Origin of the sequence: Flavobacterium endoglycinae (assembly GCF_017352115.1) — a bacterium.
GTDB classification, from domain to species: Bacteria; Bacteroidota; Bacteroidia; order Flavobacteriales; family Flavobacteriaceae; genus Flavobacterium; species Flavobacterium endoglycinae.
The window spans coordinates 623,334-648,717 of the sequence record NZ_CP071448.1 but is presented as its reverse complement, the minus strand read 5'-3'; the positions used below and the strand labels follow the sequence as shown (position 1 = coordinate 648,717).

Sequence of the window (25,384 nt, the reverse complement as noted above, 5' to 3'; positions counted from 1 at the left end):
ATTTATTTTTTATAATAAAATTCTTATAAATTCGTTTAAGAAAAACGTTTTTATAATAAGAATATAGTGAATAAAAATAAAACTGTTTTAATGATTTGTTCCTGGCTTGATTACAAGCTAAACTTAGGAAGTTTTTTTATGGAACAAGCTGCAATATTAAGTAATGATTTCAATTTTGTTCTAATAAATTTTAGGCCAGTCAAATTTAAAATTAAAAATTACAAGAAGTTTTTTAAGATAGAAAAGAATATCTATGAGAATAAAATTAGTATTCTGTATTTATACTATCCATCGTTTAAAATTTTAAAAAATAAGTATTTTTTAAAATGGATTGAAAAGAAAGCTTTTAGAGTTTTACATAAGTACTTAAAGAAAGATAAAATTACAATTGATTTAATTCACGCACAAAGTGTTTTTGACGCTGCATTTTGGGCTTTAAGTTATAATCAAGAATATAAAACGCCATATTTGTTAACCGAACACAATCAATTTACATTGAGGAATGTTGATAAGCAAAAGATTAAAAAGCTGGATATGGTTTTGAAAAAATCTAAATTTAATTTAGTTGTAAGCAATGATGTAATAAGACAATTTGCAACAAATTATTTTTTTAGCGATTTCATAAACATTGGAAACACAGTAGATGAAAAGCTGTTTAATAATTGCAATAGAACGAAAAGTAATTTTTTTGAAATTATAACTGTTGGCGCATACGCACCAATAAAAAATCAAATAAAGGCTTTAAGAGCACTAAAGATCATTGATGATTTAAATTACAAAAATATTAGATTCACTTGGATTGGTATTAATGCTTGGGGAAATAATTGCAAAGAAGAAGTTACTAACTTAATCCAAAGTTTTAATTTTAAAAATATTAAAATAAAAGTAGTAGAAACAGCTTCAAAGCAAGAAATCGTTTCAGCATTACAAAAGTCAGATGTTTTTGTATTTACAAGTTTATGTGAAACCTTTGGAATCTCACCTTTGGAGGCTTTATTTACTGGAGTGCCAGTAATTACTACTCAATCTGGTGGTGTAAATGAATTTATCAATGAAGAAAATGGAGTTATTGTTCCAGTCAAGGATTTTAAAGCCATTGCAGAAAATATTATAAAAATATTAAATAATGAATTAAAGTTTAATTCAGAATTAATATCTAAAAATGCTATTGCAAGTTTTGGAATCAAAGCATTTAAAGAAAAAATAATTCCGATATATAATAAAACTATTAATTCATGAATATTCAAAAAGTAAAAAGCATCTAATAATATGAGAGATCAAAATGCCATTATTTCAAATTGGGAAAATAATGATGCAAAACCAGTAGTCAGCATTTTATGTGATGCTTATAATCATGAAAAATTTATTAAAGAAACTCTGGACGGTTTTCTAAGCCAGAAAACAACTTTTCCTTTTGAAATAATTGTTCATGATGATGCTTCGACAGATAATACACCTGCTATTTTAAAAGAATATGCAGAAAAATATCCGCAGATTGTTAAATGCATTTTACAGAAAGAAAACCAATATTCTAAAAAAGTAAATTTTTGGAGTGATGTCACTTTTCCTATGGCTAAAGGGAAATATATTGCGTTATGTGAAGGCGACGATTACTGGATTGATGAATTTAAATTACAGAAGCAGGTTGATTTTTTAGAGAACAATAACGATTATGTAATTGCATGGACAGATTATCTTAACAGAAAAGATACTCAATTAGTTCCAAATGATTTTAAAGATACTTTGCCGGAAGTCTATACAATAGATTTTAATACTATTTTCCAGCCTTACTGTACGTATACATTGACTTGTGTTTTCAAAAAAGATGCGGTTGATCCATTGGATTATAAAAAATTTAAATACGGAAAAGATAATACACTCTATGCATTGGCACTTTGCCACGGAAAAGGAGCTTTTCTGAATTTCCAAGGCGGCGTTTACAGATTGCATTCTGGAGGAGTATATTCGTTAAAAACACCATTTTTTCAACGTTATTCCTCATATTTAAATATTAAGGAAATATTCGAAAATATCCCTCAGTCTAGAACGGCGAATATTAAAAAAGTGATGAGTTCTTTGTTAAAAGCTTCGGCTGTTGAAGCTTTAAAACTTCGTAAGAACGATGAATTTAAAAATGCCGAAGAACCTAAAAAAGCGATTGACGAATTTTTAGAACAAGCATCTTTACTGTTAAAAATTAAATTTTTGTGGCGTTATATAAAATCAAATCTATAACGCTATTTTCCTTTTAAAGATTTAAAATAAATAATCGTTCTGTCCAATAAACTGATTTTGCTGAATAATGAAGCAGCATCATTTTTAAGAAATCTATAAAATGACTTATTGTAACTTGCAGCATTTCTAATAGAGCGTATTAAAACCTTATTGATATGTTTTTCAAATAATTCCTGATTGAAATATTGAACTTTAGCGTTTTGAGAAACAAGATATTTAGAAGCGTTTATGGCTTCAATGATTTCTTCAGGAGAAAGTTTTTTCTTTAGAGAAACAGCATTTAAGTAAGCATCAATTTTCGGATCAGAATCTGAAATCTCTAAATGTTTAAGCTGATTTATTTTTACTCTTCTTACAGATCGATTTACATTATCGATTTTTGTTTTACTGATATTGGTATTGTGCTGTCTGTAATTTAATAATGATTCAGGAATATTATAAAAGTTAGTTTTAGCCAATAATCGGCTCCATAAATCATAATCTTCAGCAGGAACGTAATCATTGTCGAATTTTAAATGTCCTAATACTTCTTTTTTAAACATAACGGTTGGATTTCCAATGTTACAACTGTGTAAAAAAGATACTTTTATAGCGTCGCTGTCTACAGCGTGTTTAATAGTTTTGCTTTCAGCTCCAAAAAAAGTAAACCAAGTGCCGCAAAGCCCAATTTGTGGATTGTTTTTTAGAAATGTGAATTGTTTTTCAAAACGATTCGGCATTGCAATATCATCGGCATCCATTAAAGCAATATATTCTCCTTTTGCAATATGTATTCCTTCATTTCTAAGGTTTGCAGGACCAACATTTTGTTCTTTATCAATCAAAACAATTCGGTTATCAATAGCTTTAAATTTGTTAATTATTTCTAAACTTTCATCTGTAGATTTATCGTTTAAAATTATAAGTTCAAATTCTGAAAAAGTTTGGTTCAATATACTTTGAATGCTCTCGCCTAAGAAAGGAATTGCATTAAAAACGGGCATTATTACAGAAATTTTAGGTTCTAGCATGATTTTTGTTTTGATAAAACAAAGGTAATATTTAAGTTAAAATTATCTTAAAGAATAAACAGTAATTTTCATTGATAATGTCAGAATGTTATTATCTTTGCCCTAACAAATTTAATTAAATGAAAAAAATTCAGGTTGGATTTTTAGTGTCTTACGACTATGAATTGCTCAAAATTGCAATACCCCAAATTTACAAAGAATCCGATTCGATTTTTTTAGCAATTGATAAGCAGAGAAAAACCTGGAAAGGAGAAACTTTCGAAATTAAAGAAGATTTCTTCGAATGGATAAAATCGATTGATGTTAATTCTAAAATTGAGATTTTAGAAGATAATTTTTATCATCCAGAATTAACAAGCATGCAGTGTGAAGTTTTAGAACGAAAAGCACTTGCAGAGAAAATGGGTATAGGTAATTGGTTGATTCAATTAGATGCAGATGAGTATTTTTTAGATTTCAAAGGATTTGTAGATTTCCTGCGATCTAAAAATCATTATCTTGATAACCCGCAGAAAAACCAAATTCAAATATCTCCGTACTTAATTAATCTTTACAAAAGGGTTGATGATGGTATATTATATGTGGAAAGACCAACGAAAATTATGGTTGCCACAAATTTCCCAAGTTACCGCGTAGGAAGACAAACCCGCAAAAGAATAATTTATTATAAAGGAGCAGTTCTGCATGAATGCATTTCGAGAACAAAAGAAGAACTTGAAATGAAATTCAACAACTGGGGGCACGACACCGATATTAATAAAGAAGAGTTTTTAGAAAAATGGGAAACCGTAAATGAAAGTAATTATAAAACGATGAGAAACTTTTTTTATATGGAACCCGAAAAATGGAAAAAACTGGCTTTCGTAAAAGGCACTACTTTTAATGAAATCGAGAAAAATTTAGATTTTAATGAAGTATTGCCCTCAGGCTTTTACATTTGGAAAAAGAACTTCGGGCAATGGTTTAAACATTTAACTAAAAAATAGTTTATTTCAAGATCTGATGATAAACATTTAAATATTCTGCAGCTGCAATTTTCCAATCGAAACTTGCAGCTCTTTTTTTCAATAAAGGCTCGAGTTCGCTTTTATGATTGTTGAAATGCTCTAATCCTTCAAAAAGAATATTTTTCATGTATTCAGGATCAAAATCACTCCAATAATTAGCGATATCTCCTCCAATTTCAGGAAGCGAAGTCTTGTCTGATAAAAACACGGGCTTTCCAAAGCTCATAGCTTCAATAGGCGGAAGCCCAAATCCTTCTCTTATGGACGGAAAAAGAAATGCAGTACAATTTTTCATGTAAAATTGCTTCGCTTCATCACTTACTTTTCCAGTTAAGAAAACTTGATTCTGTAATCCATTATCATCAATTAATTTTCGAATAACACCACCATATTTTTTAGTATTGTTTCCAGAAATGATTAAATTAAAATCTTTTACCAATTTCATCATGTTCACGATCGAAACATAATTTTTTCGTTCGATAAAATCTCCAATGGTATAAAAAAATGGTTTATCTACAGGAATGTTGCTTGCAAAATTTGTAGTGTCAAGTAAAGTAGATATTGGATTTCCGTTGTAAATAATATGCTCAGGCACATCAGGTACTTTAAAATATTGATGTGTTTGTTTTTTGGCAAACTCAGAAATATAGGTAATAGCGGTTGCCTTATTCAGTTTTTCGATGAATAAACGATTACGTTTATGATTCATATCTGCAGATATTTCTTCTACAAAATTGACATCATGAATCGTAAGAAGGTACTTAGTATCGGTTCTGGGTTCTAATTTAGAATTCTGGTTTACAGAATGCCATAAATCAAATTTATCAAGAGGTCTGAAAGGCTTGTATCTGTGAAAAGATCTGTATTTGTGATATTTAAATTTATCACCAAACTCGTCTTTAAGCAATTCGGGTTTACCTGCGTTTAGGTGAATTTGTAAATCATCAAAAGATAATTGATTTAATCCTTTAATAAGTTCATAATTAAAAGTGCCTAAACCAGTAGCTCGATTGTTTATGTTGTGAGTTTCTAAAAAAACACTTTTCTTTTCTGACATATTTTTTTTAAACGAAAATACAATAATAATTTGAAGTCTAAAATTCTATGTGTATTTTTGTTTATATATAAATCTACTGATGAATTTTAAAGTAAATCCCATTTTTGAAGCTAGTACAGCATTAATTCTTGATAAAATTAAAACGTTTAATACTTCAGGAACTCTTTTTGGTAATGGTGATCGAAATAAAATAAAGCTTTTCAGCATTGATGATAAAACGATTAATATCAAATCGTTTAAAATTCCAAACCTTATTAATAAAGTAGCTTACCGTTATTTTAGAAAATCAAAAGCAAAGCGCTCATTTGAGTTTGCTACTATTTTATTAGAAAAAGGAATCGGAACTCCACAGCCCATTGCATTTCTCGAGAATTTTAATCTAATAGGATTAAAAGACAGTTATTATGCAAGTGAGCATTTAATTACAGAACTTACTTATAGAGAATTAGTAGAAATTCCTGATTATCCGGATCATAACAATATCTTAAGGCAGTTTGTAAAATTTACTTTTGATCTTCATGAAAAAGGAGTTGAATTTTTAGATCATTCTCCAGGAAATACTTTAATTAAAAAAATAGACGATTCTAAATATGAGTTCTTTTTGGTTGATTTAAACCGAATGAATTTTCATAATGCAATGTCTTTTGAACAGCGAATGAACAATTTCAGCCGTTTAACGCCTAAAAAAGAAATGATTGAAGTAATGAGTAATGAATACTCAAAATTCTATACCAGTAAATCTGAATCTGAAATCTTTGAAAAAATGTGGCAGGCTACTTCTACTTTTCAAGAGGAATTTATGAGAAAGAAAAGATTAAAGAAAAAATTGAAATTCTGGAAAAAGTCTTAATTCTTTTTCTTTATTTTTTTTAACTCTCGAAAACGTTCTGCGACACTCAGTGCATTTAGATAGCAGATAATAATGCCTTTTTTGCCGTCTAAAAATCCAAAACGAAAAATATATTGATTCAAAAATTGATAAGCAGGTCTGATGTAAAAATGAAAAAACGTTGGATTGGTATTTTTCATTAATTCTTCCTGTGCTTTTAATTGACCGTAAAAGATCATTTTTTGCTTGTAATCTTTGTAATTAGAATAGGAGTAATGCGTTAATCGGTTTTTAAGTATTTTAATTTCACCTTTTACGATTAATTTTTCGTGTACAATTTTATTTAAATTGTAAGCTGCATTTTCCTTTTTAAAAAGACGGATAATTTTATCAGTCTGCCAGCCGCTGAAGCGTAGTTTTTTATCTTCAAAAATAAAATCACGGTACATAAAATAAGCCGCGGCGCTTTTTTCTTGATTTATAACCGTATTGATTTCCTGCTGAAGTTCAGGACTAACTCTTTCATCAGCATCAATAAAAAGTATCCACGGATTGGAAGCAAGTGCGATAGTGTAATTTCGCTGAAGGGCAAAATTATCAAAAACACGTTGGAAAGCTTTTACATTCTTGTAGCTGCAAGCAATCTCAAAAGTTTTATCAGTGCTAAAAGAATCAACAACAATAATTTCATCTGCGAAAACCAGATTGTCAAGAACCTCGCGTATATTAGGTTCTTCATTATGAGTTATTAATAAAGCCGATAATGATTGTTGAGCAGTCATTTTTTTAGCGGATGTTTTTTTCTAGAAATGACTCGATTTTATCCTTAAAATATTCAGGTTTAAATTCCTGATACAAAGACAATGCTTCTTTTTTTAGTGTTTTTTCAGATTTACCTTCAAACAAATCTTCATGATAATCTTTTAAATGCACAGAGAGATGGTGAATTCCATCTTCAAAAGTAGCCCAGATTTTCTTTTCAATCCAAGGAGAAAAAATGATAAATGAAGGTTTTTCAAGTGCTTTTGCCATATTAATTGCGCCACCATCATTTCCTATAATAAGATCACATTGATTTACAATACCAATAAACGAGCGAAGATCGCCTCCTAGTAAATCAAAATAAATTTTTTCCTGAGTTGATGGTTTACAGGCATTAAAAACCGTTTTGGCTTCTTCTAACTGTTTTGGGAAGTAGTTAAAGAGAATGTTTACATCAGCATAATCAGCAATATAATCCACTACTTTCGACATGAATTCTAATGGATAGGTTTTTAGTTTTTCACTTCCTAAAAGACTTATCATAACTGTTTTTCGGTCTTTACGTACGTGATGTTTTTCGAATATTGCAATCGCTTCTTGGTTCTCTTTTTCAGAAACAAATAATTTAGGAACAGGATCAATTTCTATGTTTAAATCAAGTGGTTCTAATAACGATAAACGTCTTTCGACTGCCAATCCTAAATTGGTTTTAGGAAAAGGTTTAAAAGGCACATTATCGGTATACAGAAAACTTCTGCCGGGTTTTTTATAGGAAATTCTTCTTTTGGCGTTGCTTAAAAATACCAAAATCCAACTTTCTAGTTTAGAATAAGCATCAATGACAAGATCATATTTTTCTTTTCTAATCTGTAAGCCCAGATTTAAGAGTTCTTTTTTGCTTTGACGATGCTTTTCTTCGAACAAAATGATATTGTCAATATTTGGATTTCCTTCTAAAACAGCAGTTGTAGAAGCGTAAACCAGATAATCTATTTGCGCATTTGGATAAGCTGTACGCAGATTATTGCATATAATACTGCTGACCAAAACGTCGCCAATCATTTTTTGTTGAATAACAAGTATCTTCATGTAAAACTCTTAATCGGATTAAGTGGTACAAATTGAAGCAAAAAAAATCCAAATTCCAATCATTACAATTGGAATTTGGATTTTTTAGTATGTTTTTCTTTAAATGTTAAACCGCAACATCGTATTCACGAAGTGCATTGTTTAAAGAAGTTTTTAAATCTGTAGATGGTTTACGAGTACCAATAATTAAAGCACAAGGAACTTGATATTCTCCAGCTGCAAACTTTTTAGTATAACTTCCAGGAATTACTACAGAACGAGCAGGGACATAACCTTTCATTTCAACTGGCTCATCTCCTGTAACATCTATAATTTTTGTAGATGCAGTAAGACATACGTTTGCTCCAAGAACTGCTTCTTTTCCAACGTGGACACCTTCAACAACAATACAACGAGAACCAATAAAAGCACCATCTTCAATAATAACTGGAGCAGCTTGTAATGGCTCAAGAACACCACCAATACCAACACCACCGCTTAAGTGAACGTTTTTACCAATTTGAGCACAGCTTCCTACAGTTGCCCACGTGTCGACCATTGTTCCTTCGTCTACATAAGCACCAATGTTTACATAACTTGGCATTAAGATCACACCGCTCGAAATGTAAGCTCCGTAACGCGCAACAGCGTTTGGTACTACACGAATTCCTTTTTCAGCATAATTTCTTTTTAGTAACATTTTATCATGGTATTCAAAAATACCAGATTCCCATGTCTCCATTTTTTGAATTGGGAAATACATTACAACGGCTTTCTTCACCCATTCGTTAACCTGCCATTTGTCACCAACAGGTTCAGCAACACGTAATTTTCCTGCGTCTACTAATTCGATAACTTCTCTAATAGCATCAGTTGTAGTAGTTTCTTGTAATAAAGCTCTGTTTTCCCAAGCTTGTTCAATTATAGTCTGTAAAGAATTCATAGTTTAAATTTTTGGCAAAGATAAGGTATTTACAGAAAAGCAAAAAAGTTAAACGGTTTGAAAGTGTTATAGATTTAACTTTTTGTTTTTAATTTGAGAAATAAATTATTTTCATAATAGTCTAATTGGATTTAATATACCTCTAAAAGTTTTTTTTATATCAAAATATGATAAAAATCAGATTTTGACCTTTTTGTTCTCTCTACTTTTGACCTAATAATTCTTACGAGCTAGAATTAAGAAACATTAATTTAATGGATTAGATATGAATCAGGAAAATCAGCCTCGAACTCCAGTTACCGTTATTGATAAAGAAGTTACCTGGGACAAAACACAAGTAATTATGAGTAAAACAAATGCTTTTGGTATTATAGAATATGCCAATGAAGTTTTTGTTGATGTTTGTGGTTACGAAGATTACGAATTGATGGGGCAGCCCCATAATATTATTCGTCATCCGGATATGCCGAAAGTTATTTTTAAAGTACTTTGGGAAAATCTTAAAAATGGAAAAAACTTTCACGCTATTGTAAAAAATCTCGCAAAATCAGGAAGATACTATTGGGTAATTACTGATTTCGATATTGCAAGAGATGAGAATGGAGTGATTGTAAATTACTTTGGAAGAAGACAATCTGTTCCTCAAGAAGTAATTGCCATGCATATTGAGCCATTGTATAAAAAGTTACTTCAAATAGAAGCAGCAAGTGGAGTTGAGTTCAGTGAGAAATATTTAATTGGGTTCTTGGAAGAAAAAAATAGAACGTATGTTGAATACATAAAGGAGTTAATTTACGAACATGAAAAGAATCAAGCAAAATTTGCTCACTATGAAGAAGAGAATGATGAGGAAGAGGAGCATAGAGGTTTTTTCAGCCGTTTATTTAATCGATAAATCAGAATAATTTTTTAGGTTTTAAATATTTAGGTTCAGTCCGCTTTGGAATTTTTCAGGGCGGACTTTTGGATTTTTATATTTTAATTAATATCCTCAATCTAAGTTAGATTCAAATAAAATGTATTTGAAAAGGCTTATATTTGTATACTAAAGAAAATGTTATGGAAGCGATTAGATTGGAATTTCAACCGGAGATTAAAGAAAAAATATTGAAAGTATTGAGTTCTTTTTCTTCAGATGAATTAAAGATAATACCGGAAGATCCTGATTTTGATGATAATAAAAAGAAAGTACATGAGGCATACACCAAATTGAAAAGCGGAACTTCAAAATTGTATACGGTAGAAGAAGTTGATGAAATTCTGGAAAAAACAATTTCTAAATATGAAGATTAGTTTTACTGAAGATTTTTTGTTTGCTTTAAATAACCAAGTTCATTATATAGCCAAAGATAAACCAAGAGCGGCTAGAAAATTTAAAAATGATTTAATAAAAAATATAAAGAAAGATATTCAAAACCCTTTTCATTTTAAAAAATCAAGATACTTTGAAAATGAAAATATTAGAGATTATGTTTTTAAGGGATATGTTTCTATCTATGAGGTAAATGTTGATGAAAATAAAGTTGTCTTCTTTGCTTTCATTAAGTACAGAAATTCTTTATAAGTTTCTGAAATTTCCTTTCTATCTTTGATAAAAAATTCAAAATGCCAAGAATTCTTTCTATAGACTACGGACAAAAACGCACAGGAATTGCTGTTACTGACGAAATGCAGATCATAGCATCTGGTTTAACCACAATTCCAACACATACTTTAATAGACTTCTTAAAAGATTATTTCGTTAAAGAAAAAGTAGAAGCAGTTTTAATTGGTGAGCCCAAGCAAATGAACGGACAGCCATCTGAAAGTGCATCAGTGATTAATGGATTTGTAACTCATTTTTCAAATATTTTTCCAGATATGAAAGTAATTCGAGTAGATGAACGCTTTACTTCAAAAATGGCATTTCAAACTATGATAGATAGTGGACTTAGTAAAAAACAGCGCCAAAATAAAGGGCTGATTGATGAAATTTCCGCAACAATTATGCTTCAAGACTATCTTTCTTCTAATCGATTCTGACTTTACAGCCGATTAATTTCACTTTATTTAGAAAAAAATATGTTTTTCTAACTTTTATCATGCACATTTTAGTTTTTTTTTGCGTTTGAAAAAAGTACCTTTGCATTTTTAAAAACAAATACTGTTATGCCTGACAATACAATACGTTCCAGTAGTGATGTAGTGCTTATTGGAGCTGGAATTATGAGTGCAACTCTTGGAGTTATTCTGAAAGAGCTGCAACCGGATATACAAATTGAAATCTACGAAAGATTAGATGTTGCAGCAGCCGAAAGTTCAGATGCTTGGAATAATGCCGGAACCGGACATTCTGCTTTTTGTGAACTTAATTACACGCCTGAAAAGCCTGACGGAAGTATTGATCCTAAAAAAGCAATCAGTATTGCAGAATCTTTTGAAATTTCACGTCAGTTTTGGGCATATCTTGTAGAACAGAAAAAAGTTCCATCTCCTGAAAATTTTATAAAAAGCGTTCCTCACATGAGTTTTGTTTGGGGAGATAAAAACGTTGAATACCTTAAAAAGAGATTTGAAGCACTTCAAAGTAATCCAATTTTTGCTGACATGACTTTCAGTACAGATCCTGAGCAGTTAAAAGAGTGGATGCCGCTTGTGATGGAAGGCAGAGATGAAGGAGAAAAATTAGCCGCAACTCACATGGAAATGGGAACAGATGTTAATTTTGGAGCTCTTACCAGAAGTATGTTTAATTACCTTGAGAAATTAGATGGGGTTAAATTATTCTTCAATCACGAAGTAAAGAAATTAAGACAGCGCGAAGATAAATCGTGGAGAATTAAAATAACCGATATTGCAACCGGACAAAAACGAAAAGCATATCCAAAATTTGTCTTTATTGGAGCTGGTGGCGGTTCATTACCATTGTTGGAAAAAGCAAATGTACCAGAAGGACACGGTTATGGAGGTTTCCCTGTAAGCGGTCAATGGTTAAAATGTACCAACCCTGAAGTTATCGCAAAACACCAGGCAAAAGTATATGGAAAAGCAAGTGTGGGCGCTCCGCCAATGTCTGTTCCGCATATTGATACACGTGTAATTGATGGCGAAAAAGCGCTTCTTTTCGGACCTTTCGCAGGATTCTCAACACGTTTCCTTAAAAATGGATCGTATTTAGATTTACCTTTATCGATAAAAGCAAATAACTTAATTCCGATGTTATCTGCTGGATATCATAATATTCCTCTAACGAAATATTTAATTGAGCAAGTGCGTCAGTCCCCAAAAGACAGAATGAAAGCACTTCGCGAATATCTGCCTACAGCACGTTCAAAAGACTGGAAACTGGAAAGAGCAGGACAACGTGTTCAGGTAATTAAAAAAGACGAAAAAGAAGGCGGCGTTTTAGAATTTGGTACAGAAGTAATTAATACACATGACGGAACTTTAGCTGTTTTATTAGGAGCTTCTCCGGGTGCTTCAACAGCTGTAGCGATTATGATTGATTTAATCAGCAGATGTTTTACCAATCAAATTAAAACCCCAGAATGGGAAGCCAAAATGAAACAAATGATTCCTTCTTATGGTAGAACATTAAACGATAAACCTGAACTTTTAGCAGAAGTAAGAAAACATACGGCAGAGGTTTTAAAAATAAAATAATTGAGTTTACAAACTCTATAAAAAAAAAGCAAATCCAGATGAATTAATCTGGATTTGTTGCTTTTAGTTCTTTCGTAATTTTTAATATTTTTTCGGCTAGATTACTCATCCAGATTAACTGCTCGATTACCATCTGTGCTTCCTGCATTTTTGCCTGACGGGTTTCTTTATCCAGTTCGTCATCGGCAGCAAGACGATTGAAATTTCTACGTTTTAATTCTTCAAATTGCAGCGTTACATCTTCTTTATCAAAAAACGTATCTGTAATAATAGTTTCATTTCTTAAAATTGAAATAGAATGTTCTAAATTCAATAAAATCGTTTTAATAATATAATTGAATGATTCTGATGCAGATGTAGTTTGATGCGACTGAATATAAGTTGAAAGTGATGCTAAAGCCGATAAAAGCGAATGATTTAAAACCACAAGTTTATTAACCAAAGGCATTGTTTTTTGTTTAGACTTAGGCTCCTGCATCATTCGTTGAAACGATGTCATTAGATTTCCAATCTCAACAAAAGCATTTTTTCTTGATAAGCGGTAAGAAGTTGGTACTTCTCCTTTTGTATTATAAAAATCAGCAATCTCTTTTAGATAATTTTTATTGGCTCTTATCGAGTTTTCCAAGTGAATAGGGGTATTGATAAACTCCCAAGCCGGCCATAAAAACTGATTAGCAATAAAAGCCAGAGTAGCTCCAGTAAGAGTATCTAATATTCTAAACTGAATCACTTCAACCACATTTGGCGTTAAAATTCCATAAATGAAAACCACATACATGGTTACAAAAGTAGCGCTGATTTTGTAGTTGATTTGCGTGAATGAAATTCCGAGAAGCATACACACAATTGAAAAAATACTTAAAGCAACATGATTTTGAATCACAGAAACAATTCCGAAAGCCAGTAATCCGCCCAGGATAGTTCCGAACATACGATTGTAAGAACGTTCTTTGGTTAAACCATAACCTGGACGCATGATAACAACAATCGTTAATAAAATCCAATACACGTTTTGTAAATCCAGCATTTCACCAATAAACAAACCCACTAAAATGGTAATCGTTAATCGTAACGAATGTCTGAATATAGATGAAGAATAACTAAGGTTTTCAATTAAAGTTCGGATGGGATAATATTGCGGTGTCAGGAACTTTTCAAGCTCTTTATCTTTGTCTTTCAGTTTATAAGACTGCATAGCGAGCGATAAAGCACGCTGAATAATCTTGATTTTACCAACTTGATTTTTAGCATATTTCAGCATATTGGTCAGCATCAAAACTCCTTCTGCAACTTCTTCTCTTCCTAACGTTTTTTCATAATCAAAAATCGCAAATTCTAGAGCGTCTAATTCATTTTTAAGATCGTTCTTGTCAACATATACTGCTATATGATGTACGTTTTTTGAAAGTTTCTTTAAAGTAGACGCCAGTTTATAAGCGACATTTTGATACGTGCGCAGAACATCAGGATGTTTGGCAAATTTCTCGTGAAGCTTACTATGGTCAAATGAAGTATAAAGTGCCAGCTCCTGAATTTCTACCAAAGTAATAAACACCAAAAGCATTTTACGATTCTGGCTCGTAGTTCCAGATGTGTTTTGATTGCCAATTAGCATTTTACGAAGATCCTCATGAATTAAATTAAGATCTACTTGTATTGCTAATTGCTTTTCAATAATCTTTTCACGATTAGCTTCTGGACTCCATAAATCGCCTCTTAGTTTTAAATACTTTGCGGTCAATTTTATTCCTTCAGCAATTTGTAGTTCTATATATTTATAAGGTTGTACAAAATGAAATATAAGAGAAACAATTAAGTATAAAATTCCACCTATAAATATATAGCTAGAATATTGTAAAGCCTCTAATCCTTGATGTAAATGTCCAAATGAAAGAGAAATAGACAATAAAGCAGAAAACGATACCAAAGTTGCTCTTTGCCCATAAACCGAAATCATCGAACATAAAAATAATAGAAATCCTAAAAACGGGTAAAATAAAACCGGATAAGGATAAGCAAGATTTACCAATAAATTAACTCCCGAAACAATTAAAGAAGCTACAATGAGCCCTTTTATTTTATGGCTTAAAGAACTCGGAATATCACTTGGATACGTATAAAAAGCACCTAAGGCAATTGTAAAACCAATTTCAAAATGGTCTAAAAAGTTCAAAACCAGCACAGGCACAACAGAGGCAATAGTGACTTTTGATGCGTTTAAAAAAGAAGTACTGTTGGTGAATTTTGAAATACGATCAAACATATAGAGAGGTTTACTAGCAAAGTTAAGAATTGTACGAAATATTTTGGCATAATTATAGCTGAGTTTTTCGAAGCATATAAAAAATATGTTATAATATAGCTTTACGGCTAATCGTTGACTATTTTTTACTATTTTTGCCAGCTGAATTACGCGAACTTTTAATACAGTTTTCGTTAGATAAAACATTAAATAAACACAAATGATTTTACCAATTGTAGGATATGGTGATCCTGTTTTAAGAAAAGTAGGTACGGCAATAACACCCGATTATCCAAACCTTATAGAAACGTTAGCAAACATGTATGAAACCATGTACAATGCTTCAGGAGTTGGACTTGCTGCACCGCAGGTAGGTTTGCCAATTCGCATTTTTGTTATAGACACAACACCTTTTAGTGATGATGAGGATTTACCAGCAAACGAACAAAAGGATTTAAAAGGTTTTAAAAGAACTTTTATCAATGCTAAAATCGTTAAAGAAGAAGGTGAGGAGTGGAGTTTTAACGAAGGATGTTTAAGTATTCCAGATGTCCGCGAAGATGTGTACAGAAAACCTACCGTTACTATTGAATATTGTGAAGAAGATTTTGTAATGAAAACTGAAGTTTTTGACGGTTTGATTGCAAGAGTTATTCAACACGAATACGATCATATAGAAGGAATTTTATTTACAGATAAAATATCGTCTTTGAAAAAGCGTTTGATTCAGAAAAAATTAAAAAATATCACTGAAGGCAAAACGTTTCAAGACTACAGAATGAAATTTGCTGCTGCTAAAAAAGGCAGATAATGTTCTTAAAATTTAGAGCATCAAACAAAAACTAGAAAATTCTTAATACTAATTTTAATAAACATGAATTTAGACAAAATTTTAGCCATTTCTGGGAAACCAGGTTTATATGTATTGAAAGTTCAGACTCGTACAGGTTTTGTGGCAGAATCATTATTAGACGGAAAAAAAATTACAGTAAACTTAAAAAGTAACGTAAGTTTATTATCAGAGATTTCAATTTATACATACGAAGGAGAAAAACCATTGACTGAAGTAATGCAGAAAATTGCAGTTAAAGAAAACAAAGGTCAGGCAATCTCTCACAAAGAAGATAATGCAACTTTGAACGCTTATTTTAAAGAAATTTTACCGGAATATGATGAAGAAAGAGTTTATCCTTCAGATATTAAAAAAGTATTAAACTGGTACAATACTCTACAAGCTAAAGGTTTAGTGACAGATTTAGCTCCTGCGGCTGCTGAAACTCCAGAAGAAGCTCCTGCTGCTGAAGAAAAACCAAAGAAAGCTCCGGCTGCTAAAAAAGCAAAAGTTAAAAAAGAAGAATAGTAGTTCATTGAACTCAAAATATATTAATCCTGTTAAGACATTTTCTTGACAGGATTTTTTAATTTTACATCATTCGTTACAACCCAGAAAAAAACTTCACAATGAGCAAAGAACTTCAATTAAAAGCTTTCGAAAGATTATTAATTATTATGGATGAACTTCGTGAGCAATGTCCGTGGGATAAAAAGCAGACTTTGCAAACCCTTAGACATCTTACCATTGAGGAAACCTATGAATTAGGAGATGCTATTTTGGACAATGATTTAAATGAAGTGAAAAAAGAACTAGGAGACTTATTGCTCCATATTGTTTTTTATGCAAAAATAGGTTCAGAAACAAATGATTTCGATATTGCAGATGTTTGTAATGAGATTTGTGATAAATTGATTCATCGTCATCCTCATATTTATAGTGATACAGTGGTAAAAGACGAAGAAGAAGTAAAGCAAAACTGGGAAAAGCTAAAACTAAAAGAAGGGAAAAAATCAGTTTTAGAAGGAGTTCCAAGAAGCCTTCCTGCCTTGGTAAAAGCAAGCCGAATTCAGGACAAAGTAAAAGGTGTAGGTTTTGACTGGGAAGAACCACACCAAGTTTGGGATAAAGTTCAAGAAGAATTAGAAGAACTTCAAGTAGAAGTCAAATCTGGAGATCAGGATAAAATAGAGGCCGAATTTGGAGATGTATTATTCTCTATGATCAATTACGCCCGATTTTTAAATGTAAACCCAGAAGATGCCTTAGAACGCACAAATAAAAAATTTATTAAACGTTTTCAGTATCTTGAAAGTAAAGCAAGTGAATTAGGTAAACCTTTAGCAGATATGACTTTGGCAGAAATGGATGTTTTTTGGAACGAAGCTAAAAAGCAATAATTATTCAGCCATTTTTTTTAATGCTTTTACATTTTTAAGCATAATTTTTTTACCCACTAATTCAATCAATTCCATTTTATTAAAATCAGATAATAAACGGATACAGCTTTCGGTTGCTGTTCCAATTATTCCAGCAAGTTCTTCTCTGGTAAGCTGTACTTTTAAAGTTTTATCAGGATTCTCACCAAAATCATCATGAAGCTGTAATAATGTTTCAGCCAGACGTTGTTTTACCGTTTTTTGGACTAAAGCAATTTTGTTATTCTCAGATTCTTTTAAATCCTCGCATACAGATTGCATCAAGTTCAAAGAGAATTGATTGTTGTGATTAAAAAAATGGATAATTTCTGATTTCGGAATAAAACAAACCTCCATATCGGCGATTGCTTTTGCAGATAAATTGGCAGGTTCGTTGCTAATCATAGAACGCTGGCCTAAAAGTTCACCAGATTTTACCAGTTTTACAATCTGGTCTTTCCCATTAGCACTTAATTTAGAAAGTTTCCCAACTCCATCTTTTACGCAAAAAACACCATTAGTAACATCGCCTTCTTCAAAAATAGCTTCACCTTTTTTAATAGAGTAAGTCGTTTTACTGCTAGCGAGTTTCAAAACTTCATCTTTGTTAAGAGCTTTTAACGAAGAAAGCTGTCTTACAATACATTGATCACATTTACTCATAGCAATTAAAAAAATTCAGGTGCAAAATTAACAAAAATTATCTTTCATTGGTAATTTAATAACCTAAAAAATACTTAAAAAAGGGATTATCGATGTTTGGTCGTTTTAATTTGCTAAATTAGAACTTTGAATCCATTTATAACATGATAAATATCATAGTTATTACCATTCTTGTTTTGGAATCTTTGCAGGATTAAAAAAGACAAATTATGAGTGAGCAGAATTGTTTTCATTGTGGATTAGTAATTCCAAAAAATGAAGAAATCAATTTTGATGAGAAGAAGTTTTGTTGTACCGGCTGTAAAACGGTTTACGAAATTTTTAGTCTAAATGATTTAACCTGCTACTATGATTTTGAAAAATCGCCTGGAGCCACACCGCAGGATATTCAAGGCAAATATGACTTTTTAGAAAATGAAGCTATTATTTCTAAAGTGCTAGAATTTCAAGAAGGAAATACTGCAATAGTTTCATTAAATATTCCACACATACACTGCAGTTCATGTATTTGGATTTTAGAAAACCTTAATCGTCTTCAGTCTGGAATTACTACATCACAAGTAAATTTCCCAGAAAAAAAAGTCCGAATCACATTTAATTCTGAAACGGTTTCTTTAAAAGAAATCGCTTATCTGCTCAGCTCAATTGGTTACGAACCTTATATTAGCTTAGAAAATTATGAAACAGGAAAAAACAAAATTGATCGTAGTTTGACCTACAAACTTGGGGTTGCTTTCTTTTGTTTTGGTAACATCATGCTGCTTTCATTTCCAGAATATTTCGAAATAAAAGAATTTTGGCTCGATAGTTACAAACCGTTTTTCAGACTTTTGATTTTTCTTCTGGCATTGCCAAGTTTCTTGTATTCTGCCAGTGGTTATTATGTTTCGGCTTATCACAGTATTAGAACCAAAATGTTAAACATTGATATTCCAATTGCATTGGGGATTATAGTCATGTTTATACGTAGTTCTTACGATATGCTTATGGATCATGGGCCTGGCTTTTTTGATAGTTTAGCCAGTTTGGTTTTCTTCATGCTTCTTGGAAAAATGTTCCAGATCAAAACCTATAGTTTTTTAAGTTTTGAAAGAGATTTTAAATCCTATTTTCCTATTGCCGTAACAAGAATTAATTCTGATTTATCTGAAGAAAGCGTACCAATTTATGATGTTTTGAAAGGAAACCGACTCTTAATTAGAAACCAAGAATTAATTCCGGTTGATGGTATTTTAATTAGTGAAAAAGCAGAAATCGATTATAGTTTTGTTACAGGCGAAGCGGTGCCAATTACTAAAGTCTCTGGCGATAAAGTATTTGCTGGTGGAAAACAGATTGGAAAGGTAATCGAAATGGAAGTATTGCATTCTGTTTCACAAAGTTATCTTACTCAATTGTGGAGTAATGAGATTTTCCAGAAAAAAGTAGATCAAAAACATAAAACCATTACAGATAAAATAAGCCGTTATTTTACCCCAATATTATTATTGATAGCCTTTGTAGGTTTTGGTTATTGGATATTTTTTGATGCTAATACAGCTTTTAATGTCTTTACTGCTGTATTAATTGTGGCTTGTCCATGTGCTTTGGCGCTTACCGCTCCGTTTACTTTTGGGAATATTCTGCGTATTATGGGAAAACAGAAAATGTATCTCAAAAATGCTTTGGTAATTGAGCAATTGGCAAAAGTAGATACCATAGTTTTTGATAAAACTGGAACTATTACCACCAATAAAAAATCTAATATTGAGTATGAAGGAAAAAAACTTTCAGATCAAAATTATGAATTGATTAAAAATGTACTGCGAGGATCTAACCATCCGTTGAGCCGTATGTTATATGATTTCTTGCCTGAATATGGTAGAATTAAAATAGCAGAATTTGAAGAAATTACTGGTAAGGGTATTTTAGCTTTAGCAGATAATAAACAAGTAAAAATTGGCTCCGCTTCTTTTGTAGAAAGTTCTGTTTTAGATACATCAGAGATCGAAAAAACCGCTCTTCATATTAAAATTGATAATGAGTATTATGGGAAATTTGTGTTCCAAAACCAATATCGTGATGGATTAGAAGAACTTTTTAAAACACTTAGCAAAGACTATGATATAAAAGTACTTTCGGGTGATAATGATGGAGAAAGAGCAAATCTCGAAGCCATTTTACCACAAAACACCGAATTGATTTTTAATCAAAAACCCGAGCAGAAACTTGAATTTATCAAGAAACTGCAGAAAACAGGAAAAAATGTTATGATGGTTGGAGATGGTTTGAACGATGCTGGCGCTTTGGCACAGAGTAACGTTGGTATTTCTGTTTCTGAAAATGTAAATGTCTTTTCACCAGCCTGCGATGCCATTCTTGATGCAGGCGAATTTTCAAGGCTGAATTATTTCTTGAAACTATCTCATAAATCCATTTTAATTATTAAAATGAGTTTTACTTTATCACTGCTTTATAATGTCGTTGGACTTGCATTTGCAGTTACTGGAAACCTCCTTCCATTAGTAGCTGCTATCATTATGCCATTAAGCACCATTACGATTGTAAGTTTTGTTACGATTATGTCTAACTATTTCAGCAAGAGTAAATTAAGTTAGTAAAAAGTGTTTTTAAAGATTTTTTTATTAATTTTAACATTCTTCTTTGACTATGATAATTATCATATTTTAAACGCCGATGACCTAGTAATTTTGTCCTTATAAATTTACGGTATGAGTGTTATTTATCTTTTAATTTCAGTAAGTATTTTCGTGGCAGTTTGCTTCTTTATTGCCTTTGTTATTGCCGTTAAGTCTGGACAGTATGATGACGATTATACACCATCAGTCAGAATCCTTTTTGATGATGAAACCAAAATTATTTCCCAAAATAATAATTCACCAATTGAAGAAAAACAAGTATAAATTATGGAAATGGAACAGTTTTATTACGACAACAAAATTGTAAAAAAATTCATTTACGCCACTATTCTTTTTGGAGTAGTGGGTATGTTAGTGGGACTGACCTTGGCGGTTATGTACCTTTTTCCCAACATTACAGACGGGATTTCCTGGCTTAGTTATGGTCGTTTAAGACCATTACACACCAATGCAGTTATCTTTGCCTTTGTTGGAAATGCTTTTTTTGCAGGAATGTATTATTCGATGCAGAGATTGCTTAAAACCAGAATGTTTAGTGATTTTTTAACTAATCTGCATTTCTGGGGCTGGCAGTTAATCATCGTTGCAGCAGCAATCACACTGCCTTTAGGATATACTTCGTCAAAAGAGTATGCCGAACTTGAATGGCCTATTGATATTGCAATAGCGTTAATCTGGGTGGTAATGGGGATTAACATGATTGGAACAATGCTAAAACGCAGAGAACGTCATTTATATGTTGCCATTTGGTTTTACATTGCCACGTTCGTAACAGTTGCGGTTCTACATATTTTTAATAATATTGAAATTCCAGTTTCTGGTTTAAAAAGTTACTCAGTTTATGCAGGTGTTCAAGATGCACTTGTACAATGGTGGTACGGACATAATGCGGTTGCATTCTTCTTAACAACACCTTTCTTGGGATTGATGTATTATTTCGTTCCAAAAGTAGCAAACCGACCTATCTACTCTTATAGATTATCAATTATTCACTTCTGGTCTTTAATCTTTATCTATATCTGGGCAGGACCTCACCACTTACTATATTCTGCTCTTCCAAGCTGGGCACAAAACTTAGGAGTTGCATTCTCGGTTATGTTAATCGCTCCATCTTGGGGAGGTATGATAAACGGTCTTTTAACTTTAAGAGGAGCGTGGGACAAAGTTCGTGAAGAACCAGTTTTAAAATTCTTCGTCGTAGCGATTACAGGTTACGGAATGGCGACTTTTGAAGGACCAATGCTTTCTCTTAAAAATGTAAACGCTCTCGCTCACTATACTGACTGGATCGTAGCTCACGTACACGTAGGAGCTTTAGCATGGAACGGATTTATGTCATTTGGTATTATTTATTGGTTAATTCCGAGAATGACCAAAAGCACCTTGTTTTCTAAGAAATTAGCGAATTTCCACTTCTGGATTGGAACATTAGGAATTATTATCTACACCATTCCATTATATGTAGCAGGTTTTCAACAAGCTTCAATGTGGAAACAATTTAACCCAGACGGTACTTTAACTTACGGAAATTTCCTTGAAACGGTAACTGCAATCATGCCAATGTATTGGATGAGAGCAATTGGAGGAAGTTTATACCTAATTGGTATGTTAACATTGGTTTACAATATTATAATGACTGTAAAAGCAGGTGAAACAATTGAAGACGAATTGGCACAAGCTCCAGCTTTACAAAAAATAAAAAGCAATAGATTGAGCGGAGAAAAATTTCACTCATGGTTAGAAAGAAAACCAATCCAGTTAACCATTTTGGCTACTATCGCGATTTTAATTGGAGGTATTATACAAATTGTACCAACTATAATGGTTAAAACGAACATCCCAACTATTACTAGTGTAAAACCATATACACCTTTAGAATTAGAGGGACGTGATTTATACATTAGAGAAGGTTGCGTGGGCTGTCATTCACAATCTGTACGTCCATTTAGAAGTGAAGTAGAACGTTACGGAGTTCAATCAAAAGCAGGAGAATTTGTTTATGATCATCCATTCTTATGGGGTTCAAAACGTACAGGGCCAGATTTATTGAGAGTAGGTGGTAAGTACAATGATAACTGGCACTTTAACCACTTCTGGAATCCGCAAAGTATATCTGCTGGATCAATAATGCCAGGATATAAATGGTTATTTGATAATAAACCTATGGATATTTCATTGACAGAAAAGAAAATGAAAGCAATGAAAACCTTAGGTGTGCCATACTCTGATGAACAAATTGCAAACGCACAACGTACTTTAAGAGAACAAGCCGTTAAAATCGAAAAAAGTTTAGAAAGCGATCCTGACTTTGTCAAAAGTTACGAAGAAAGCCGTAAAAAAGCTGAGGCAAAAGGAGAGAAATTCGTTCCTATGAATGAAAGAGAAATAGTTGCTTTGATTGCTTACATTCAAAGACTTGGTACTGATATTAAAGTAAAAGAAACTAAATAACAGCATTATGTTTGAACAAATAAAACACAATATGGAAACGATATCGGGTATAGAAATTTACCCGATTATTTCCCTCTTGATTTTCTTCCTTTTTTTCGTAGGATTAGGCTTTTGGGTGTTCTCTTATAGAAAAGAAAAAATTCAGGAAATGAGTAATATACCTTTAGATGAAGGCTTGGTGTAATTGAAAAGATAGATAAAAATGAAAAAGTTTTTCCCAGTATACGTTAGAGTACCGTTGATTTTCTTCATCGTATTTGCTTTAATGGAATTTTTTATAGACTCAGGCGATAAGCCAGCTTTTATAAAATATCCAATGGTGTCTCTGTTTTTGCTTCTCTTTTTATTCATTTTGATTGCAATCGAAATTACGCTAAGTGCTGTAAATAGAGTGCTGTATCAATTAATGACGCCAGAAGAAAAAGCGAAATTAGAATATGAAAACAGTTTAAGCTTAAAAGAAAGTACCTGGTTCAAAGAATTAATGCATAAGCTTACTAAAACTGAACCAATGTCTAAAGAAGCTGATTTGTTGATGGATCATGATTATGACGGAATCAAAGAACTTGATAATAATTTACCGCCATGGTGGGTGTATTTATTCTACATCTGTATCTTCTTTGGAGTTGTGTACGTAATTCGATATGATGTTTTAGGAGCGGATGATCAAGAAATGGAGCTTAAAAAAGAATTAGCCCAAGCAAAAATTGATGTTGCTGAATATATGAAAACCGCACCTGATTTAATGGATGAAAAAACAGTTGTTTTACTTACCGATGCCCCAAGCTTAGCAGAAGGTAAAACGATATTTACAACAAATTGTGCTGCCTGCCACCGTGCCGATGCCGGAGGTCAGATTGGACCAAACCTTACAGATGACCGTTGGATTTTAGGAGGAGGAATTAAAAACCTATTCCACACCATTACAAACGGAGGACGAGACGGAAAAGGTATGATTGCTTGGAAAGGAACCTTAAAACCTAAGGAAATTCAAAAAGTAGCAAGTTATATCCTGTCTTTACAGGGAAGTAATCCTAAAGATCCAAAAGCCCCTGAAGGAGAGGTTTGGGTTGACGATGCCGCACCAAAATCAGACGCCGCAGCTAATAAACCAGCTGATAGTGCCGAAGTTAAAAAATAATTACAATAAAATACCATGTCAAATTTACCAGACGAAACTTTTAGAGACAGTATAGGAACCATCGATGAAGGTGGTAAACGAAAATTTATATTTCCTAAAAAACCGTCTGGTAAGTTTTACGATTACCGCAAAATAGTCAGTTATGTTTTATTGGCTATTCTATTTGTAAATCCCTTTATAAAAGTAAACGGAAACCAATTTATGATGTTCAATATTTTAGAACGTCGTTTTAATATTTTCGGATTCCCCTTTTGGCCTCAGGATTTTTACCTCTTCGTAATTTCAATGCTTGTTGGCGTTGTATTTATCATTTTATTTACTGTTGTTTTTGGAAGAATCTTTTGTGGATGGATTTGTCCGCAGACCATTTTTCTTGAAATGGTTTTCCGTCGTATTGAATATTGGATCGATGGCGATCGTGGTGCACAATCGCGTTTAGCAAAACAAGAATGGAATGCTGAGAAAATCAGAAAAAGATTGACTAAATGGACAATTTTCTTCCTGATTTCCTTTCTTATAGCCAATGTATTTCTGGCTTACTTGGTAGGAAGTGATACTTTGTTCTTAATGATTGAGCAAGGACCTATTCAAGAAGCAAGCAATTTTATAGCACTGCTTATTTTTACAAGTATTTTTTATTTCGTCTTTGTTTGGTTTCGCGAGCAAGTATGTATTATCGCTTGTCCGTATGGAAGATTACAAGGAGTACTTTTAGACAATAAATCAATTAATGTTGCTTATGATTTTGTACGTGGTGAAAAAGAAAACGGACGTGCTAAATTCAATAAAAAAGAAGACAGAGCTTTAACTGGAAAAGGTGATTGTATCGATTGTCTTCAATGCGTTCATGTCTGCCCAATGGGAATTGACATTCGAAACGGAACTCAGCTCGAATGTACCAATTGTACTGCCTGTATTGATGAATGTGATCACATTATGGAAAGCGTAGGATTGCCCAAAGGGCTTATTCGTTATGCTTCTGAAGATGAAATTGCAAAAAAAGAACCTTTCAGATTTACCACAAGAATGAAAGGATACACAGCAGTTTTATGTATTCTATTAAGTATTTTCGTGGGAATGCTCTTTTTAAGAACAAACGTTCAAGCAGTAATTTTACGTTTACCTGGACAACTTTTCCAGCACGAAGGTGAAAAAATAAGTAATGTTTACACCTATAAAATTGTAAACAAAACCATGAAAGACTACAACGATATTCACTTTGAACTAATCGATCAAAAAGGAGAGATTGATAATGTTGGGAAAAGACATTTTAAAGTCGCAAAAGAAGGAATATCACAAGGAACTTTATTCATCAAAATTGATGAGGTATTGTTAGAAAGTGATAAAACTAAAGTTAAAATAGGAGTGTATAATGGTTCTGAACTCCTCGAAACAACAACCACGAATTTCTTAGGACCACGAAGTTTTAATTAAAATTATAT

The 25,384-nt window shown here is 32.1% G+C and carries 25 protein-coding genes; 18 read left to right on the top strand and 7 right to left on the bottom strand.

Features of this window, described 5'->3' with window-relative positions:
* The first annotated feature begins 66 nt into the window (after positions 1 to 66).
* Together J0383_RS02810 and J0383_RS02805 are read left to right on the top strand one after the other, a co-directional pair.
* The gene (locus J0383_RS02810; RefSeq protein WP_207296934.1) at positions 67 to 1,239 is read left to right on the top strand and encodes a glycosyltransferase family 4 protein; all 1,173 of its coding nucleotides are present in this window, start codon (positions 67 to 69) and stop codon (positions 1,237 to 1,239) included.
* A gap of 30 nt (positions 1,240 to 1,269) precedes the next feature.
* Positions 1,270 to 2,235, top strand: coding sequence for a glycosyltransferase (locus J0383_RS02805; RefSeq protein ID WP_207296933.1), 966 nt, complete (start codon positions 1,270 to 1,272; stop codon positions 2,233 to 2,235).
* Between the two features lie 2 nt (positions 2,236 to 2,237).
* Here J0383_RS02805 and J0383_RS02800 read toward each other — a convergent pair whose 3' ends face one another.
* Positions 2,238 to 3,245, bottom strand: a complete 1,008-nt coding sequence (locus J0383_RS02800; RefSeq protein ID WP_207296932.1) for a glycosyltransferase family 2 protein — start codon at positions 3,243 to 3,245, stop codon at positions 2,238 to 2,240.
* A 119-nt stretch (positions 3,246 to 3,364) separates the two neighbouring features.
* Between J0383_RS02800 and J0383_RS02795 the strand changes: the two genes are divergently transcribed.
* The gene (locus J0383_RS02795; RefSeq protein WP_207296931.1) at positions 3,365 to 4,231 is read left to right on the top strand and encodes a hypothetical protein; all 867 of its coding nucleotides are present in this window, start codon (positions 3,365 to 3,367) and stop codon (positions 4,229 to 4,231) included.
* 1 nt (position 4,232) lies between these two features.
* Here J0383_RS02795 and J0383_RS02790 read toward each other — a convergent pair whose 3' ends face one another.
* Positions 4,233 to 5,309: a glycosyltransferase family 4 protein gene (locus J0383_RS02790; protein ID WP_207296930.1), complete on the bottom strand. Its 1,077-nt coding sequence runs from the start codon at positions 5,307 to 5,309 to the stop codon at positions 4,233 to 4,235.
* A gap of 79 nt (positions 5,310 to 5,388) precedes the next feature.
* Here J0383_RS02790 and J0383_RS02785 point away from each other — a divergent pair, with 79 nt between their 5' ends.
* Entirely contained in the window at positions 5,389 to 6,159 is a 771-nt protein-coding gene (locus J0383_RS02785; protein ID WP_207296929.1) for a Kdo domain containing protein, read from the top strand.
* Here the strand turns inward: J0383_RS02785 and J0383_RS02780 are convergent.
* The 3 genes from J0383_RS02780 to J0383_RS02770 form a co-directional block, all read right to left on the bottom strand.
* A complete protein-coding gene (locus tag J0383_RS02780; protein WP_207296928.1) occupies positions 6,156 to 6,920 on the bottom strand; it encodes a glycosyltransferase family 2 protein in 765 nt (254 codons plus the stop codon). The genes J0383_RS02785 and J0383_RS02780 overlap by 4 nt on opposite strands.
* 4 nt (positions 6,921 to 6,924) lie before the next feature.
* Positions 6,925 to 7,989 carry a glycosyltransferase family 9 protein gene (locus J0383_RS02775; protein ID WP_207296927.1) on the bottom strand — a complete coding sequence of 355 codons (1,065 nt, stop codon included), beginning with the start codon at positions 7,987 to 7,989 and terminating at the stop codon, positions 6,925 to 6,927.
* A 106-nt stretch (positions 7,990 to 8,095) separates the two neighbouring features.
* The gene (locus J0383_RS02770; protein WP_008462641.1) at positions 8,096 to 8,911 is read right to left on the bottom strand and encodes a 2,3,4,5-tetrahydropyridine-2,6-dicarboxylate N-succinyltransferase; all 816 of its coding nucleotides are present in this window, start codon (positions 8,909 to 8,911) and stop codon (positions 8,096 to 8,098) included.
* A gap of 265 nt (positions 8,912 to 9,176) precedes the next feature.
* Between J0383_RS02770 and J0383_RS02765 the strand changes: the two genes are divergently transcribed.
* The 5 genes from J0383_RS02765 (at position 9,177) to J0383_RS02745 (ending at position 12,553) form a co-directional block, all read left to right on the top strand.
* Positions 9,177 to 9,806, top strand: a complete 630-nt coding sequence (locus J0383_RS02765; protein ID WP_207296926.1) for a PAS domain-containing protein — start codon at positions 9,177 to 9,179, stop codon at positions 9,804 to 9,806.
* Between the two features lie 164 nt (positions 9,807 to 9,970).
* A complete protein-coding gene (locus J0383_RS02760) occupies positions 9,971 to 10,204 on the top strand; it encodes a hypothetical protein (protein WP_207296925.1) in 234 nt (77 codons plus the stop codon).
* Entirely contained in the window at positions 10,194 to 10,475 is a 282-nt protein-coding gene (locus J0383_RS02755; RefSeq protein WP_207296924.1) for a type II toxin-antitoxin system RelE/ParE family toxin, read from the top strand. The genes J0383_RS02760 and J0383_RS02755 overlap by 11 nt, the downstream gene beginning before the upstream one ends.
* 41 nt (positions 10,476 to 10,516) lie before the next feature.
* Positions 10,517 to 10,933 carry a Holliday junction resolvase RuvX gene (gene ruvX / locus J0383_RS02750; RefSeq protein WP_207296923.1) on the top strand — a complete coding sequence of 139 codons (417 nt, stop codon included), beginning with the start codon at positions 10,517 to 10,519 and terminating at the stop codon, positions 10,931 to 10,933.
* A 126-nt stretch (positions 10,934 to 11,059) separates the two neighbouring features.
* Positions 11,060 to 12,553, top strand: coding sequence for a malate:quinone oxidoreductase (locus J0383_RS02745; protein WP_207296922.1), 1,494 nt, complete (start codon positions 11,060 to 11,062; stop codon positions 12,551 to 12,553).
* A gap of 43 nt (positions 12,554 to 12,596) precedes the next feature.
* Here the strand turns inward: J0383_RS02745 and J0383_RS02740 are convergent, their stop codons facing one another.
* The gene (locus tag J0383_RS02740; protein WP_207296921.1) at positions 12,597 to 14,819 is read right to left on the bottom strand and encodes an FUSC family protein; all 2,223 of its coding nucleotides are present in this window, start codon (positions 14,817 to 14,819) and stop codon (positions 12,597 to 12,599) included.
* A gap of 199 nt (positions 14,820 to 15,018) precedes the next feature.
* Between J0383_RS02740 and def the strand changes: the two genes are divergently transcribed.
* The 3 genes from def to mazG all read left to right on the top strand — a co-directional run bounded on the left by def (position 15,019) and on the right by mazG (position 17,030).
* Positions 15,019 to 15,609 carry a peptide deformylase gene (gene def / locus J0383_RS02735; protein WP_207296920.1) on the top strand — a complete coding sequence of 197 codons (591 nt, stop codon included), beginning with the start codon at positions 15,019 to 15,021 and terminating at the stop codon, positions 15,607 to 15,609.
* A 63-nt stretch (positions 15,610 to 15,672) separates the two neighbouring features.
* Positions 15,673 to 16,158 (top strand): DUF5606 family protein, encoded by a 486-nt coding sequence (locus J0383_RS02730; RefSeq protein WP_207296919.1) that lies wholly within the window; start codon positions 15,673 to 15,675, stop codon positions 16,156 to 16,158.
* 101 nt (positions 16,159 to 16,259) lie between these two features.
* A complete protein-coding gene (gene mazG / locus J0383_RS02725; protein ID WP_207296918.1) occupies positions 16,260 to 17,030 on the top strand; it encodes a nucleoside triphosphate pyrophosphohydrolase in 771 nt (256 codons plus the stop codon).
* Here mazG and J0383_RS02720 read toward each other — a convergent pair whose 3' ends face one another.
* Positions 17,031 to 17,711 carry a Crp/Fnr family transcriptional regulator gene (locus J0383_RS02720; RefSeq protein ID WP_207296917.1) on the bottom strand — a complete coding sequence of 227 codons (681 nt, stop codon included), beginning with the start codon at positions 17,709 to 17,711 and terminating at the stop codon, positions 17,031 to 17,033.
* A gap of 209 nt (positions 17,712 to 17,920) precedes the next feature.
* On the opposite strand from J0383_RS02720, the gene J0383_RS02715 reads away from it, so the two are divergent.
* From J0383_RS02715 to ccoG, 6 genes are all read left to right on the top strand, one after another.
* On the top strand, positions 17,921 to 20,308 hold the full coding sequence (locus tag J0383_RS02715; RefSeq protein WP_207296916.1) for a heavy metal translocating P-type ATPase: 2,388 nt from the start codon (positions 17,921 to 17,923) through the stop codon (positions 20,306 to 20,308).
* A gap of 114 nt (positions 20,309 to 20,422) precedes the next feature.
* Positions 20,423 to 20,614 carry a cbb3-type cytochrome oxidase assembly protein CcoS gene (ccoS, locus tag J0383_RS02710; protein WP_207296915.1) on the top strand — a complete coding sequence of 64 codons (192 nt, stop codon included), beginning with the start codon at positions 20,423 to 20,425 and terminating at the stop codon, positions 20,612 to 20,614.
* A 3-nt stretch (positions 20,615 to 20,617) separates the two neighbouring features.
* Positions 20,618 to 22,801 carry a cytochrome-c oxidase, cbb3-type subunit I gene (gene ccoN, locus J0383_RS02705; protein WP_207296914.1) on the top strand — a complete coding sequence of 728 codons (2,184 nt, stop codon included), beginning with the start codon at positions 20,618 to 20,620 and terminating at the stop codon, positions 22,799 to 22,801.
* A gap of 7 nt (positions 22,802 to 22,808) precedes the next feature.
* Positions 22,809 to 22,985: a CcoQ/FixQ family Cbb3-type cytochrome c oxidase assembly chaperone gene (locus J0383_RS02700; protein WP_207296913.1), complete on the top strand. Its 177-nt coding sequence runs from the start codon at positions 22,809 to 22,811 to the stop codon at positions 22,983 to 22,985.
* Between the two features lie 18 nt (positions 22,986 to 23,003).
* Positions 23,004 to 23,942: a cbb3-type cytochrome c oxidase N-terminal domain-containing protein gene (locus J0383_RS02695; protein ID WP_207296912.1), complete on the top strand. Its 939-nt coding sequence runs from the start codon at positions 23,004 to 23,006 to the stop codon at positions 23,940 to 23,942.
* Positions 23,943 to 23,957: 15 nt separating this feature from the next.
* A complete protein-coding gene (gene ccoG / locus J0383_RS02690; protein WP_207296911.1) occupies positions 23,958 to 25,376 on the top strand; it encodes a cytochrome c oxidase accessory protein CcoG in 1,419 nt (472 codons plus the stop codon).
* Positions 25,377 to 25,384 lie beyond the last annotated feature (8 nt).